Origin of the sequence: Pseudomonas baetica (assembly GCF_019733355.1) — a bacterium.
GTDB classification, from domain to species: Bacteria; Pseudomonadota; Gammaproteobacteria; order Pseudomonadales; family Pseudomonadaceae; genus Aquipseudomonas; species Aquipseudomonas baetica_A.
In genome coordinates this window covers 117,904-130,800 of sequence record NZ_JAIHLQ010000006.1, presented here as the reverse complement: position 1 = coordinate 130,800, position 12,897 = coordinate 117,904, and the positions used below count along the sequence as shown (strand labels likewise).

The window sequence follows — 12,897 nt, the reverse complement described above, 5'->3', positions numbered from 1 at the left end:
GGCTACGGTTCCTGAACACGAGCCTTGCCGACTATCCACCGGTGGGAACCGATAGGGTGGGGATCTCGAATCCCCATCTCTGGCATGGGGCCTGTGTCTGGCTTCGACGCAAGATGGGAAATCCCCCATTCACGTTCACTATGAAAATCACAGCCCTGACCTTGGAATCGGCCCGCTGTAACGGCTAGGCATATCGGCCTCAACTAGCTCCTCCGGCAAGCCGGGGATTTTCATAGACCCGGTTTGGCTAGCCCCCTGCAAAATCGGCGTTAAACTTTGCCTATCCACTTAGACTTGGATCCAAGATGGCAAACGACAATGACGCAAGGAACGCGGATTCCATTTGGACGCCAGCAGCCGTAGCCCTGCTTGGCAGACTAACCGACAAGGAAGTGGCGGCCCAACTTCGGATCACAAAATCGGCAGTATTCCAGGCGCGCAAAGCCCGGGGCATCAAGACGAGGTCGGGGAATAAAGTGTGGACGGAAGAGCACTTAGCCTTACTGGGTAAGATGTGCGACCAATCACTCGCCTACAAACTCGGCATCCCCAAATCCACAGTTACCTCAAGAAGAACTCGAAGCTCGATCCCGCCCCTCAATGTGCCTACCGAAGCTTTCGAGCTCCCTGCAGAATATCTGACGCGTCTTGGAAAGGTCTCTGACGCAAAGATCGCTAAGGCTGTGGGTGTATCAGCCCCGACTATCAGTGCATACAGGCGAAGGCTCGGGATCGGCGCAACCGTTGAGTTTGGTCACCCCAGTGAGGAACTCAATGATCTGCTGGGTAAGGACACAGATTCTAATCTGGCCAGGCGCTTTGGGGTCACTACCGCCTGCGTTTGGCTCAGGCGCAAAAAGGCAGGCATCCCACCTTACACAGAAAGCATTAACGCTACGCGCCCAAGGGAGGTCCAGAACATATCTCACCTCGCAGAGTAACGCCGATAACGCATTAGGTTCTGGCACGCCAGCTATAACATCAGACTGGACTCATTGTAGAAGCCCCTCGAGGGCACACCCAACGATCCAGCGAGTCCATGCATGAGCCAATACACCCTGCCCCAGCGACCCGGCGAAACAGCACTTGTGCTGTGGGAACGCCTGACCGGTAAGCCAGTTGAGAGCCTCAGTTTTGGTTCGGACTTAGATGGCTTTAGCCTCTACTACGCCAACAAAGAAATCAACGCGGCGATCAAGACAGGGGACGAAGCCATCGTCACCCTGCTCATACGCTCACAGATGCCCCTCTATGCCAGAGCGGCGACCTTTCCCCTCAGTGAGTACCGGAGCGGCTCAGAACGCATATCAACCATGCTGGAGGCTATGAGCGAACTGGATGCACTGTTCGCAGATTCAGCCATAGGCAGGCTACATGATGAGTACCTGGACTATGCTCAAGGCTCACTGGCCTTCTACCGAAATCTGGACAGATCAGCACTCTCCGCTGAGACACTGGAGTTTGTCGCTACACAGGCCGGAGGTGTTGGCCTCGACGCGCTTCACAGCATCGACCGGCTGACACGCCTAATGATCAAGGACGGTGTTCCGGCCCCAGCAGGGGAAGCGAAGCTTGGACGAAACATCTACGACATCGGACGTATCGAAGACCTGCTGGTTCATGCCCACCAAATACCCACGGGGTTCTCCCTGTGTGTCATCCGAGGCAAAAGCATCGCTAGTAGTTACTTCGTCATGGTGGTGCGCACCGGCTCACGCATCCTGGCGCTGACCGACAAAGGCAAGTTCGAGCACCCTCTCCAAGAAGAACGCATGCAGGCACGCAACGATCGGTTCAACGCCCAGCGTATCGATGGCAGTCACTTTCCCTATTCCCTGCTCAAGATTCAGTGGATGGACCGGGGCCGGACAGCCCTGGAGAGTGAGCCGCGCGCAACCAACCTACCCGCCGCGGCCGGACTGCCGGTCCTGGCGGACATCAGCGAGCTGGATGACCGCGAGTTGCTCTGGCTTCAGCTGTTTATCGACCAATGCCGCGCACGCTACTTCGACCAAGGCAAGTCCGAGCCATTGCTCGCAACAGGTTCAATGTTGAGCCTCGGGCACAAACTTGCAGAGAGTGGTGATCAGCTCCCAGCGCTTGCTGGCCGAAAGCTGGATCTGGTTACACGCGCCAGCAAGGATCTGACGGCCGCATGGTTCTATCAAACTGAGCCACAGTGGGAAACGTGCGCCAATCCGAACCTCTGGATGGAAGATCGATTCGCCGCCGCAGTGCCCGCGGAATGCCTGTACATCCCTGAGACAGTGATACAGGCCGGCCAGCTCCAGATTGGCATGGATGGGCAAGGCGAACTGACCATGAACCACGGCGAGCCGGGCAAGGGGCTGTTCGTGGCTGAATTGAAGTCGATTGCGATGAACACCCTGGACACCCCGGAGCGCATCATCGCTGACGCCCACTACACGGCACGTCACAACCAGGTCGAAATTATCCGGGGCCTTGCAGCTGCAGACTACGCTCACCGGCAGATTCAAGTGCAGGAATGGTTCTACAAGGCCGTGGCCAAGAATCTGCCCGCGATCCTGGATGACCTACTGCTAGCCAACCATGCACGATTCCGTCTGCCTCGTACGGAGAGTGGCCGCCCAATGATGGGCGTGAACGGCACCAACATGCGACACATTGGGTATATCTACGAGCCACCCAGCAAGCAGCACGCCCCCGACCGCCGCGACAAGGTGCGCCTGGAGCACTTCATTGGTGTCACTAACAGAGCGGCATTTCAGTGGGATTGCTACCTTCAGCCTGGGGAGCACGTGCAGGCCAATCTGTTCATCACCGTGAGTACCGACACCATCCACGACATCAAGGTCCTTACCGGCCTTTCTCTTGCAGACATCCCGGCTGAACTTCATTCCCGAGGATTGGATATCTACACGGGGAACCACATCCTCACCCGACTGGATCCTCTAAGTAGGATTCGGAACCCATGGGCAGGTCTGACACTGAGGTTCCGCTTGCCCGTCAGCTTCAAGGCATTCAAGGCCTACCGCGCGGCGCACGGGCTTACCACGCCCACTCCAGGGGCACTTGTACAATGGGGATTGGAGGGCGGCCTAGCTGCGCACACCGAAGGGCTGACGTGCTGAGTGGTCCTGCGCAGCAGCTTCACAATCAAGCGGAAAGGAGAGGCACCCCTAACCGTTTCCGCTTCAAATAAACGGTGCTTACGCTACACCCGAGGCGCTCAGCTAGAAGCCGATCGGAGCAAGTGCCGAGTTGATTTATAGCGTCCTCAGTCCAGTCAAAGAACTTTTGATGTCGCAACAGCGGCACTTTCTTCTTTTCACGCATCCGGGCTACCGCGTTTTTAGTAAGTCCAAATCGGAAGGCGATAACTAAATCCGACTCCTTCCCGAGTAGAGCAATTCGCTCCGGTGTCCAGAAAACCCCGGCGCTATACCTCCAAGCAGGAATGCCAAGTGCGATTCGTTTGTACCTGACAGCGTGACGCGAAATACCAAGCTGTTCAGCCAGTGCGCTATCGGAAACCCCACCCAACAGTGCGATTGCCTCTGCCCCCATTCAAATCTGTTCTCAGGCACTCAGTCCCCGATTTACTTTTAGTGTGTGAGCTATTTACTGGCGGATATGGGCAGCTGTGGTGATAACGAAGAATCCTTTCTCGCCAACCTCACCTTTCTTTAGTCCTAGAATCCCATCTTTGTCCCAGATGAGGCCTGGCATCTCTGTCACTATCAAGGAACCGTCAGCCTGCGCACAGGCGAGGTTTGCAACCCCCTCCTGAGCTTTTAACCGGCCATTTGTTCCTCTGGAGACCCGGATATTAAACGCACATTTACTCTCCTGTAGCTGATCCGCGACTTGGCTTGCAAGCTTAGTCATCGGGCCTTTCTCATCGCCCAAGGAACCCCAGTTCTTCACGACACCGAAGAGTAGGTCTCCGGGAGTGCTGACGATGAAAGGGATAGGGGTGAGTGCCGGAATCGCGATCTCGTTGGTAGACGCAAATGCCGGCGCTGCGAGAACCAGCAGTGCCATTCCCCAAAATGCTTTCTTCATTGGTGATCCTTCAAACATAGGCTTTTAGAGGATGTAGCTCAGTACGGCAGTTTAACGCCCGGGCCAGCGTCATCAAGGCAAACCCCACCCTTGAAATTCCACCTGAGGAATCGATGACTGAGGCAGCGCGAGCAAGACGGACTTTATGTGCGGGCGGAAGTCCAAATGGCTCCCCGGCCGCCGTCACTTAGCGCCTTATCAGCCCAAGGTAAAGCCTGAAGCATCAAGAGCGTTTGATGGAATGTAGCGAAAGCTGGGTGCGAAAAAGGAAGCCCCCAGTTGGGTTGCAAGGCGTAGTGCCCGACTGCAACATCACCGAATTGCTTTCTACCTGGAATGGTCCAATGAGTGTGCAGGACAGCGTAACCGCCCCTAAAAGCCGGAAGGCGTTGCGGAAGGTTTTCAACACCATCGGCTTTGCCTCCGCAAGCTGGGCTGCCTACGTTGGGGGCTTTGTGGTGTGCTATGTAGCGTTAGAGCCTGTCACTGACCAAATGTCGGTGATGATGCGATTCACTACGTACATGGCTGTTACGGCAGCGATTGCATTGGCTGAGCACCTGTACCTGCAACCCTGGCACGGCTCACGAATGCTGAAGAACATCGCTGAGAAACATGGACCTAAAACTAGCGCTCACATCTACGGCCTGTTTGTGAACGAAGACCCTAATAGACCCCGCATCAATATCCCCGAAATCGCCAAGCAGTACGGCGAGCGTCCATAACCTAGCCTGGGATGGTGAAGTGAATGGAGCCTGCTAAACCCGCACTTGCGCCTTGAAAGGAATGATTGGACATGGAATGCACCTGCTGCAACCACAAGACATCGATCGTCAAATACTTCCCCGATACTGGAATCGTGGCCTGCAGGGTCTGTCAGGATCTTGGCATCGACACCCCTAAACCCACCCTCCGCGGGCTGGGATTCTTGCTGCGGTCAAAATGCGAGACCTGGCCGGAGGGGCACCTCAAGTCGAAAGCTGCTGCACTGATCGAGCACGACCGTGCCCTGCGAAACGGTTAAAAGCCATAGTTAAGGCTTCATAAGCAAAGCACCTATGACCATCTTGCGAGCAGTGCACTGTTCAGAACGGGCACATCCCGCACCACGGAGTTAAACCCACCAATGCGCCCCCCTTCCCAAGACTTCATCGTATGGATGAACGCTGAGTTTTACTCGCTTTATCGCGTCGACCAGAATCAAGCCATTTCAGCGGCTAAGAAAAAGGTTAACCAGGTGCAGCCTAAAGAGCAGGCGCAATTGAGAGCGACCCTTGAAGCAATGGCCCGAAAGAACAAAGGTTTTGCCAACATTTTCAACAGGCGTGAGGCATATTTCGTTATAGGGCTGGTGTTGGCTGCAATTGGCACTTACGTCGCTGGAGGGTGGGCAGCCTGCTGCGCCGTCGTGGTCGCCACCGTGACACCTGTTGCAATGTCGTGTATCCACAGTTCCCGTAAAGCAACCGCGACAATTCAACTGATCGCAGCGCTAAAGCAATGATCGACCGCGGCTGTTTATGTCGACGCGGTCTATCCGCCATACCGAGGCTTGACCAGAGTCTCACCCGTAGCCTGGTGATTTTGGACGCCGACTCTGAATATCTCGAAATATCCGCTACACTATAGATTATAGCGTGTCGGATATTTGAGGATATAGCATGAGCATCAGTCAGAAACGCCCTATCTTCCAACGCCCTGCGCTTGCAGAATCTCTGGCACGAGATGTCGCCGGTGAGTCGTTTGTCGATTATAGCTCAGGCCTGTTCCTGGCCGCGCCTCGGCGCACTGGCAAGAGCACTTTCCTCAGAAACGATTTCATCCCCGAATGTGAAACGCGGGGCTGGCTTGCAGTGTATGTCGACCTTTGGGCCAATCGCGAAACTGACCCGGCCGAACTGATAGCTGGAGTGATCGGCTCAGCCCTAGGGGAATTCGATAGCGCCATGAGTAAGGCCGCCAAGAAGATCGGCATCGAGAAGATCAACCTGTTACGGACCCTCAGCTGGGATTTCTCAAAGCCTCACTTGCCGGCGGGCACCACCCTTGCAAAGGCGCTGGACGTGCTTCACCGGGTCTCAGGTCAATTGATCGTACTTATCATTGACGAAGCTCAGCATGCTCTGAACAGCGAGAGTGGGTTGAATACCATGTTCGCCCTCAAGGCTGCGCGTGATCACCTCAACAGCGGCGTGGGGGACGACGGGCTGCGCTTAGTCTTCACTGGCTCGAGTAGAGACAAGTTGGCCAACCTGGTGCTCAAGAGCAAGCAGCCGTTCTACGGCGCCAACATCACTCCATTCCCATTGCTGGGCAAAGACTTTGTCGCGTTCGCAACGGAAATCTGGAATGCCCGCCTCGCATCCAGCAATCAGTTTAGCGTTGAGGATTTAGCTGACGCATTCGACCTTGTTGGACACCGGCCTGAGATGTTGAATCAGCTCCTCACTGAGGTAAGCGTCGGTCTAGGTGAGGCCAGCAACCTTGGCGAGCTACTGCGCACAGGCGCGCTGAACCACCAAGCAGGAGTGTGGAGTGACTACGAGAGCGCCTTTAACGGGCTTTCCCCTATCCAACAAGCGGTTCTTGAGGTCATGGCTGAGCGTGCTATCAGCAAGCAGCCATTCGTGCCCTTCTCAGATCAAACATTTCAGGCCGTGAACCGTAAACTCGAACTCGCACAAGTCGACGCCAACGCCTCAACCCCGAACGTTCAGAAGGCCTTAGACGTGCTGCGGGACAAAGAGCTGGTCTGGAAGGCAAACCGCGGTGAATACGCCCTTGAGGATATCTCTATGGCTACCTGGCTTACCCGCAGCTCCGTTAAGTCATAACTGAACCGCCTGTTGGGGAAATGTTAAATATTGCCCTGACAGGCTTTCGGTAGCGCTGCACCACCATCAGGCGCCCCAAAGCTGACTGTTCGGTTGGTGGATCTCATCTCATCAGGACAGATCCAAGATAATGGACCGGGCGTAAATCGCCGCACTCTCACAGCGGGAATGGAAATTATCGTCATTGGTAGCTTCTGGCACACATCAGTCGCCTACAACATAGGCACATCAGCTTATGGAGTGCTCGCAATGTCCGTCTACCTTTGGCCCCTCGTATCCCTTCCGGCAGTCATCACCGAACCAGGTGCGTACATCACTCGGGGCGGCGAACGCGTCACGGTAGTCCGTGCAACCCAGCGCCACAGCTTCGACTGCAACGGCTTCTATGGTGAGGATAGTGCGGCGATCGCTGAAAGCTGGCATCGCAGCGGGCGCCTCTATTCGAATGTCGAATGCATAAACGACATCGTTCGGCGGGTGTGAACCAACAAGAAACCAGTCAAACAGCCTACAAGGAAAAGGAATGGCCACCCTGACATTTTGTGACTTCGATGAGGCCCTTGAGGCCGTAGAGAGCGCACCAACAGAGGAGGCTCTTTCCGCACTAATCGACACCATCAACCAGCTGTTTGAAAGCGACTGCCTCGAGGTCACACCTCGGGACTGGGCACACCTCGCATCTGCAACTATGTTCCGCACCACACAACTTCGGGATACGGCACCGCAATAACCAGCCGCGGACAGGACAAATCATGACCAACAATATGCAAAAATGCTGGGAGTGGTTGCATGAGCGGAGTCGATTCGCTTCCGTTCAAATCGACTTCAACCGCGACCACACCTACAAACAACACCGCTCCGTTTGGCACGTTGAAGGCTTCGGCTGGTGCAACGCGAAGGGCCAAAGCTTTGAAGAGGCGGTAATGAACGCTATCAACACTCGCTTTGATACAGAAACTCTGGAATATTTCCCGGCTGAATAACAGGCCAGCCGCAGCAGCCCCTACCTGGCACCTCAGTGACCGTGTCAACTTTCCCATCAACTTCATCGCAGGTGCTTTTTGACAACGATCACATGGGATCTGAAAACCCTCAGCGCCGACACTTTGGTGAGTGACAGCGCAGCGATGGTGCAGACCGGCTACATCGCCCAACGGGATTGGTCACTGAAATCCAAGCTTTGGGTCCCAGTTAAACCCCTCACGTTTGAGCTCTCGCCTATCGTCGCCGTGGGCGCATCCGGAAACGTTCTAGTAAGCAACCTGATTGTTGACTACCTGCTTGACCGGAACCTGCCTGCTGGTACCACTAGGCCTTCAACTCCGCTGGAGGCCGATCTCGCGGCCCACGCAACGGCTATTCTTGGAATCCATAATCAGGACGCATCGTTTCTAATCCTGACTGAAAGTCACTGCTGGCGCCTCAAGGTGTTCCCCGGAAAACCCGTCGATATCAGCGACGTCACTGCCCACCCGACTGCGATCGGTGCAGGTGCCCAAGTTGCGCAGCCGTGCCTGGACGCAGGCCAAAACGGGATCAAGAGCATTATTGAAGCGGCTCGGCACACAGATTCGGAAACCAATTTCTCCATCGACTATGTTGATCGGACGTCCAGTCCCACAATAAAACGCGCGCGGCAGTCATGCACAACCCTCAGAGACCCACAGCGTCTGAATCGGGTGATTACTCGATCCATCGCACTCATCGGTGGGGGGCTCACCGCAGTGGGTGGCATTGCCTTCCAGACTGGCGGGTTTACAGGGGGCGCTCAGATGCTGTTAGTCGCGCTCAGCATGGCTGGGATCGTGGCCACAGTATCCTCGATACTCACATCTCTCTGGGACACCAAAGGAGCCAAATATCACCTGGTGCCTATTGGGGTGATGGCGTTACTGCTAGTTTGGAGTGTGAGTCAGAGCTTTCTTGAGGCACACCGGTTGACACCCCTAATCCTGCTCTACTTCCTCACAGTTTTCGCTCTGATTATGCTGCGCATAAAGTGGCCTTGGGTAAGCCGCCCGCGAAATGCGGTACATCTAGGGGCCAGCTTAACGCTGGGTAGCTTGCTCGCCGCGCTGACACTCTTTTCTCAAGCCCCCTACGACTGGCCCTTGCTTATTGCAGGCACGATCGGCGTTAGTCTTGGGTACACGGCAACTCTGCTGACGGTCAACTACATGATCCGAAACTTCTCCCGCCACCAGGTAATCATTGAGCGAATTCAAGCGAGTCAGAATCCATAGTCAGGAATTTAATGCCCCCGCTCAGGCAAGATCCTCGGACGTGCACAGCACAAGGGCTATTCGAGCAAATGAATTCAGGAAAGATATTGGCTGTAGGATGTTTCGGCGTGATGCTGATTGCCCTCGGCTTTGATATTGCAGTCACCCGACCCTTCGCAACGATGTATTTCGTCGGTTCAAACCCAGCCTGGGGCTTTGGTCCAAGGGAGCTTGCACACTGCGTGGGGTTCGCAGGCTGCACCCTGGCAGGGTGGGCTCTGATCCGGTCGTTTGCCACGCAACGAGGCCGTCGCGCCAACATTGTGGTTGCATTGGCGGGCCTGTGTGGATTTCCTCTGTTCCTGTCATGGCCCGCTTGGATGCCTTTCCAGATGGAGCATGGCTTGCGAAAGTTCATCTGCACCATCGTCATCCCTTTCTACCTCATAGGCTCAGTCATGTTGCGGCAGTATGTGAAGGAATGGCCTTCACTTACCCGGCCGACGCAAGCAGCGCTCATGAGTGCAGGAATGATGTGGATTTGGTCACTCACATGGGAGGTGGGGATCCAGCCTCACGAATATGTTTATGAAGGTCCTCCTCGGGGATACATCCAGTGGGCACAGCTGCTTTCCGACTTCGTAGGCATATGGGTCCCAGCATTGGGGTTGATTGGCCTGCGCCACCACATAGCAAACGACACCCCATCTGCGGTTTCGAAGAGCGCAGCCTTGTAGATCCCCTAGCGATCCAGAAGTGGTGCCTGCTTCTGGCACACGCAAAGGCCACCCATGATTGCTCCATTGAACAACTCAAGTCTCTGGAGACAAATTATGAACGCAGCATTCCGTGAAGCCCTCGTCGCCCGCTTCCTGTGGACGGACTACCTCGTTCTCGAAGCCATTGGAGCATCGGAACCTCAGGTCGATACCGCGTACCAGGCCGCTTGCAACGCAGTAGATGAGCTCGCTTCGAACGACGTGCTTTCCCACCGCCACTACGGCCCTGTTGCCCCTCTCCTGCTGCAGGATGTTCCCTTGCTGGAGGACCATTACAATCTCGCGTACGAGATGTATTCAGAGCTCTACTACAAGAACTATCACGACGGATCTATCGAGGTGATGCAGTCGCACTGGCTACCACCAGTCAAACCGCTGGTTCTTCCCTATTCCCAATGGATGGCCGCAGTTACTCGCGCGATTGCCGACCTGATGCAAATGACCTGTGCCGAAGCCGCGGTTGCTACGTTTTCTTTTGATGAGGACTTTTTCCATTCATGGAGAAACCAGGACCTGCCAACTGTTGCAGCTGTAAAGATCCATGAGTCTTACAAGCGCCATATCGGTGGGCTGGGTGAAATCGAGCTCGAAGAGTTCATGCATGAGGTTGCCCGGGATCTTGAAGATGTCCGCCAGCAAGAAGACCACCACTTACGTTGCGATTGCACCGACCATTCTTAAGTCGGAGTCGCCGGCTAACTCCGGTTCAATTCCTCTGTAAGCGGCTGAATAGCTGGGGGCGGACTTAGGAAGGAGAACGGACATCCACCAGCAGGAAATGTCCGTTTCCCGCCACATCCCCAGTCAGGCACGTCGCGCAACCCCTGTGAAAGTATAGAAAAGCCGTTATCCTAGCCACGATCCGAATCCCGCTGCTGGTTACCAATGTCCAAGAATCGTGGCAACGAATACCGCTACCAGATCCTGAGGTCTGAAGCACGCAAGGCAGCCCAGGCGCTGGCGCACTCAAACGAGAACCTTAAGGCCCGGGGAATAGACACTACTCAAATCCGCTTCGATAGCATCACGCCAGTGGAGATCGAAGCCTCGGACCTTTGGGGTGATGAGGCTACCCTCTATCCTTGGTACGATGTGCATCATTGGAAGCAGGACGACACGCGCGGCTTCGATCTTTCGCTATGGTTTGGTCAGGAGCTCTGTGGGCTCTGCTACGCCACACCTCGAAAGAGCAAGATCTGCATCAAGATCGTGATTCTCGAGGGCAAGCCAGACAAGTCGCACCCCCTACGAGGTGCCGTGGCTGCGCTGGCGCTGACCGCAATCGAGAACTACGCCCTTATGATCGGTTGTACGGAGATCGAGGTCCAGGAGCCTGCAGCAGGTGCTATCCCGGTATATGAGAGCCTGGGGTTCGCCTTCGATCCGACGGACCGGCTTGTCATCTCTATTGAGCAGTAATACTATCCACCTAAATCCCGATACCCGAGAGGTGTCTATGCAGAAGCCAAAGCACGAACCGAAACCAATGATGGCAGCACGCTTCCAAGCAGAAGCTCGTGCGGTCCTTGCTAATCGTTCCGTGAAAGCCAGCCGTTTTCTGGACGTAGCAATGTCCAAAGGCCGTGATTTCGAGCCCGTTGGCCGCCTCGCTGGCTGACAAGCATCATTGATTTCCAAAGAGCTGCCCTGACGGGCGGCTTTTTTTGTGCCTGCAATTCACAATACCCCCGGCCGGGTTCGTGGATCCTCCATAAGCATGCTTCTGGCACGCTTGCGAACGCCTCAATATTGCCCTCATCAACTTCCAAGAGTGTGGAGAGATCATGAGCAAGGCTGAAGAAAGAACAATGAAATCACTGCGAAACCGGTGGGCTCAGGGCAAGGCGACGGCAAAGCAGGTCCGCCTGTGCATGGACCTGGAACAAAAGGCTCGGGTTGAGCAGCTGAAATCCCCACTCTGAATCCCAACCAACTGGCTGTACTGGCCGGCCCCGGCTATTCAAGGTAGGAATTATGAGTAAGTTAGCAGCGCTGTTGGGCCCCGCGGACGAGAAGACGCCGTATCAGCGTGGACGTGAAGCAGGCCAGAAGGGAGACCCGGGGCCAGCCTTCCCCAATCCGGATTCGACCTGGGAAGACCGATTGTACGCCCGCGGTTGGTCACGAGGCGCAGATGATCGGGCTGGCAAACGGAGTTAGTTGCCGTCCACCAAAAAAGGGGCCCATGCGGCTCTTTTTTCGTAAAGAGGGTTCTGGCACAGGGTAAGTGGCAACAAGATGGCCATATCAAATTCAGCTCATGCAAGGAAATCAATATGGCTACCGCCCACACCATCACACTCGCTTCGGGACTGGCGGTGCCTGTCGTGCAGTACAACTCGACCATCAACGGTAAAGGGTTCTACGTCAGCTTCAACGACCACGACATGTGGATCTATGGCTGCGACACCACTGCGCTAGTGCGTGATCAAATGGATGGGTTCTACATCCTCAATGGTGATCACCGCGCAGCCTACTCAGCGCTTATCTCGCAAGGCTTTGAAGCGTGCATGGATTACTTCAAATCCAACATCGGGATCGCAAACAAACGTAGCGACCTCCCGCCGCAAGCTGCCTGAGCCTGATCATCCCACCCTCACGCCCGGGCTCGCCTGGGTCTCAAGGAATCAAAACATGAACCCTAGTCAGACCATGAGTATTCAATCCCTCAAAAGCAACTTGATCGGTGTTATGCCGGTCCTCGATGCGAACCTAGCCGCTGCGCACAGTGAGTACATGGCCGGCGCCATACCTGCCGGTGCTTTTCACTATGTACGTTCACGTCATCTGACTGCCTGCGCAGTAGTCTCCCGCGATGACCTTGAGGCCGTAGACGCTTACAAGGCATGCGCGTTCTTAGCGATAGATCTGCGCAATGGAATCAAGGAGCTGACCGAGAGTGTGAAGGACCAGGTAGATGCTTGGTGGCAGTGTTATCGAGATGCGGGTTTTACGGAGCTTCACCCGTTTTTCGAAGCACCTATGCTGCCTTCTACGCCTATCAATTGAGCCATT

General features: G+C 55.3%; 16 protein-coding genes. 15 read left to right on the top strand and 1 reads right to left on the bottom strand.

What is annotated here, in order from left to right:
• Positions 1-1,043 precede the first annotated feature (1,043 nt).
• Entirely contained in the window at positions 1,044-3,113 is a 2,070-nt protein-coding gene (locus tag K5E40_RS08190; protein WP_221730329.1) for a hypothetical protein, read from the top strand.
• A gap of 490 nt (positions 3,114-3,603) precedes the next feature.
• On the opposite strand, the gene K5E40_RS08185 is transcribed toward K5E40_RS08190, so the two are convergent.
• Positions 3,604-4,047 (bottom strand): hypothetical protein, encoded by a 444-nt coding sequence (locus tag K5E40_RS08185; protein ID WP_078466084.1) that lies wholly within the window; start codon positions 4,045-4,047, stop codon positions 3,604-3,606.
• 344 nt (positions 4,048-4,391) lie between these two features.
• Between K5E40_RS08185 and K5E40_RS08180 the strand changes: the two genes are divergently transcribed.
• From K5E40_RS08180 to K5E40_RS08115, 14 genes are all read left to right on the top strand, one after another.
• Complete coding sequence (locus K5E40_RS08180; RefSeq protein ID WP_078466083.1) at positions 4,392-4,772, top strand: hypothetical protein; 381 nt, start codon at positions 4,392-4,394, stop codon at positions 4,770-4,772.
• 71 nt (positions 4,773-4,843) lie between these two features.
• Complete coding sequence (locus K5E40_RS08175) at positions 4,844-5,071, top strand: hypothetical protein (protein ID WP_078466082.1); 228 nt, start codon at positions 4,844-4,846, stop codon at positions 5,069-5,071.
• Between the two features lie 102 nt (positions 5,072-5,173).
• Positions 5,174-5,551 (top strand): DUF4832 domain-containing protein, encoded by a 378-nt coding sequence (locus K5E40_RS08170; protein ID WP_221730328.1) that lies wholly within the window; start codon positions 5,174-5,176, stop codon positions 5,549-5,551.
• 157 nt (positions 5,552-5,708) lie between these two features.
• Entirely contained in the window at positions 5,709-6,881 is a 1,173-nt protein-coding gene (locus K5E40_RS08165; protein WP_233100507.1) for a hypothetical protein, read from the top strand.
• A gap of 249 nt (positions 6,882-7,130) precedes the next feature.
• Entirely contained in the window at positions 7,131-7,364 is a 234-nt protein-coding gene (locus tag K5E40_RS08160; protein WP_078466080.1) for a hypothetical protein, read from the top strand.
• A 40-nt stretch (positions 7,365-7,404) separates the two neighbouring features.
• Positions 7,405-7,611 carry a hypothetical protein gene (locus K5E40_RS08155; protein WP_078466079.1) on the top strand — a complete coding sequence of 69 codons (207 nt, stop codon included), beginning with the start codon at positions 7,405-7,407 and terminating at the stop codon, positions 7,609-7,611.
• A gap of 22 nt (positions 7,612-7,633) precedes the next feature.
• Entirely contained in the window at positions 7,634-7,864 is a 231-nt protein-coding gene (locus tag K5E40_RS08150; RefSeq protein WP_221730327.1) for a hypothetical protein, read from the top strand.
• Between the two features lie 78 nt (positions 7,865-7,942).
• Positions 7,943-9,124, top strand: a complete 1,182-nt coding sequence (locus tag K5E40_RS08145; protein WP_221730326.1) for a hypothetical protein — start codon at positions 7,943-7,945, stop codon at positions 9,122-9,124.
• A 110-nt stretch (positions 9,125-9,234) separates the two neighbouring features.
• Positions 9,235-9,840: a hypothetical protein gene (locus K5E40_RS08140; RefSeq protein ID WP_221730325.1), complete on the top strand. Its 606-nt coding sequence runs from the start codon at positions 9,235-9,237 to the stop codon at positions 9,838-9,840.
• Positions 9,841-9,936: 96 nt separating this feature from the next.
• A complete protein-coding gene (locus tag K5E40_RS08135; protein ID WP_221730324.1) occupies positions 9,937-10,563 on the top strand; it encodes a hypothetical protein in 627 nt (208 codons plus the stop codon).
• Between the two features lie 204 nt (positions 10,564-10,767).
• Positions 10,768-11,301 (top strand): N-acetyltransferase, encoded by a 534-nt coding sequence (locus K5E40_RS08130; RefSeq protein WP_011923042.1) that lies wholly within the window; start codon positions 10,768-10,770, stop codon positions 11,299-11,301.
• Positions 11,302-11,666: 365 nt separating this feature from the next.
• Positions 11,667-11,804: a hypothetical protein gene (locus tag K5E40_RS08125; RefSeq protein WP_161952151.1), complete on the top strand. Its 138-nt coding sequence runs from the start codon at positions 11,667-11,669 to the stop codon at positions 11,802-11,804.
• Between the two features lie 354 nt (positions 11,805-12,158).
• On the top strand, positions 12,159-12,461 hold the full coding sequence (locus tag K5E40_RS08120; RefSeq protein ID WP_078466073.1) for a hypothetical protein: 303 nt from the start codon (positions 12,159-12,161) through the stop codon (positions 12,459-12,461).
• A gap of 55 nt (positions 12,462-12,516) precedes the next feature.
• A complete protein-coding gene (locus tag K5E40_RS08115; RefSeq protein ID WP_078466072.1) occupies positions 12,517-12,891 on the top strand; it encodes a hypothetical protein in 375 nt (124 codons plus the stop codon).
• Positions 12,892-12,897: the final 6 nt, after the last annotated feature.

Excerpts from the sequence above, each read along its gene's own strand:
- K5E40_RS08190 (WP_221730329.1), top strand. The coding sequence starts at position 1,044 with ATGAGCCAATACACCCTGCCCCAGCGACCCGGCGAAACAGCACTTGTG.
- K5E40_RS08185 (WP_078466084.1), bottom strand. The coding sequence starts at position 4,047 with ATGAAGAAAGCATTTTGGGGAATGGCACTGCTGGTTCTCGCAGCGCCG.
- K5E40_RS08180 (WP_078466083.1), top strand. The coding sequence starts at position 4,392 with ATGAGTGTGCAGGACAGCGTAACCGCCCCTAAAAGCCGGAAGGCGTTG.
- K5E40_RS08175 (WP_078466082.1), top strand. The coding sequence starts at position 4,844 with ATGGAATGCACCTGCTGCAACCACAAGACATCGATCGTCAAATACTTC.
- K5E40_RS08170 (WP_221730328.1), top strand. The coding sequence starts at position 5,174 with ATGCGCCCCCCTTCCCAAGACTTCATCGTATGGATGAACGCTGAGTTT.
- K5E40_RS08165 (WP_233100507.1), top strand. The coding sequence starts at position 5,709 with ATGAGCATCAGTCAGAAACGCCCTATCTTCCAACGCCCTGCGCTTGCA.
- K5E40_RS08160 (WP_078466080.1), top strand. The coding sequence starts at position 7,131 with ATGTCCGTCTACCTTTGGCCCCTCGTATCCCTTCCGGCAGTCATCACC.
- K5E40_RS08155 (WP_078466079.1), top strand. The coding sequence starts at position 7,405 with ATGGCCACCCTGACATTTTGTGACTTCGATGAGGCCCTTGAGGCCGTA.
- K5E40_RS08150 (WP_221730327.1), top strand. The coding sequence starts at position 7,634 with ATGACCAACAATATGCAAAAATGCTGGGAGTGGTTGCATGAGCGGAGT.
- K5E40_RS08140 (WP_221730325.1), top strand. The coding sequence starts at position 9,235 with ATGCTGATTGCCCTCGGCTTTGATATTGCAGTCACCCGACCCTTCGCA.
- K5E40_RS08135 (WP_221730324.1), top strand. The coding sequence starts at position 9,937 with ATGAACGCAGCATTCCGTGAAGCCCTCGTCGCCCGCTTCCTGTGGACG.
- K5E40_RS08130 (WP_011923042.1), top strand. The coding sequence starts at position 10,768 with ATGTCCAAGAATCGTGGCAACGAATACCGCTACCAGATCCTGAGGTCT.
- K5E40_RS08125 (WP_161952151.1), top strand. The coding sequence starts at position 11,667 with ATGAGCAAGGCTGAAGAAAGAACAATGAAATCACTGCGAAACCGGTGG.
- K5E40_RS08120 (WP_078466073.1), top strand. The coding sequence starts at position 12,159 with ATGGCTACCGCCCACACCATCACACTCGCTTCGGGACTGGCGGTGCCT.
- K5E40_RS08115 (WP_078466072.1), top strand. The coding sequence starts at position 12,517 with ATGAACCCTAGTCAGACCATGAGTATTCAATCCCTCAAAAGCAACTTG.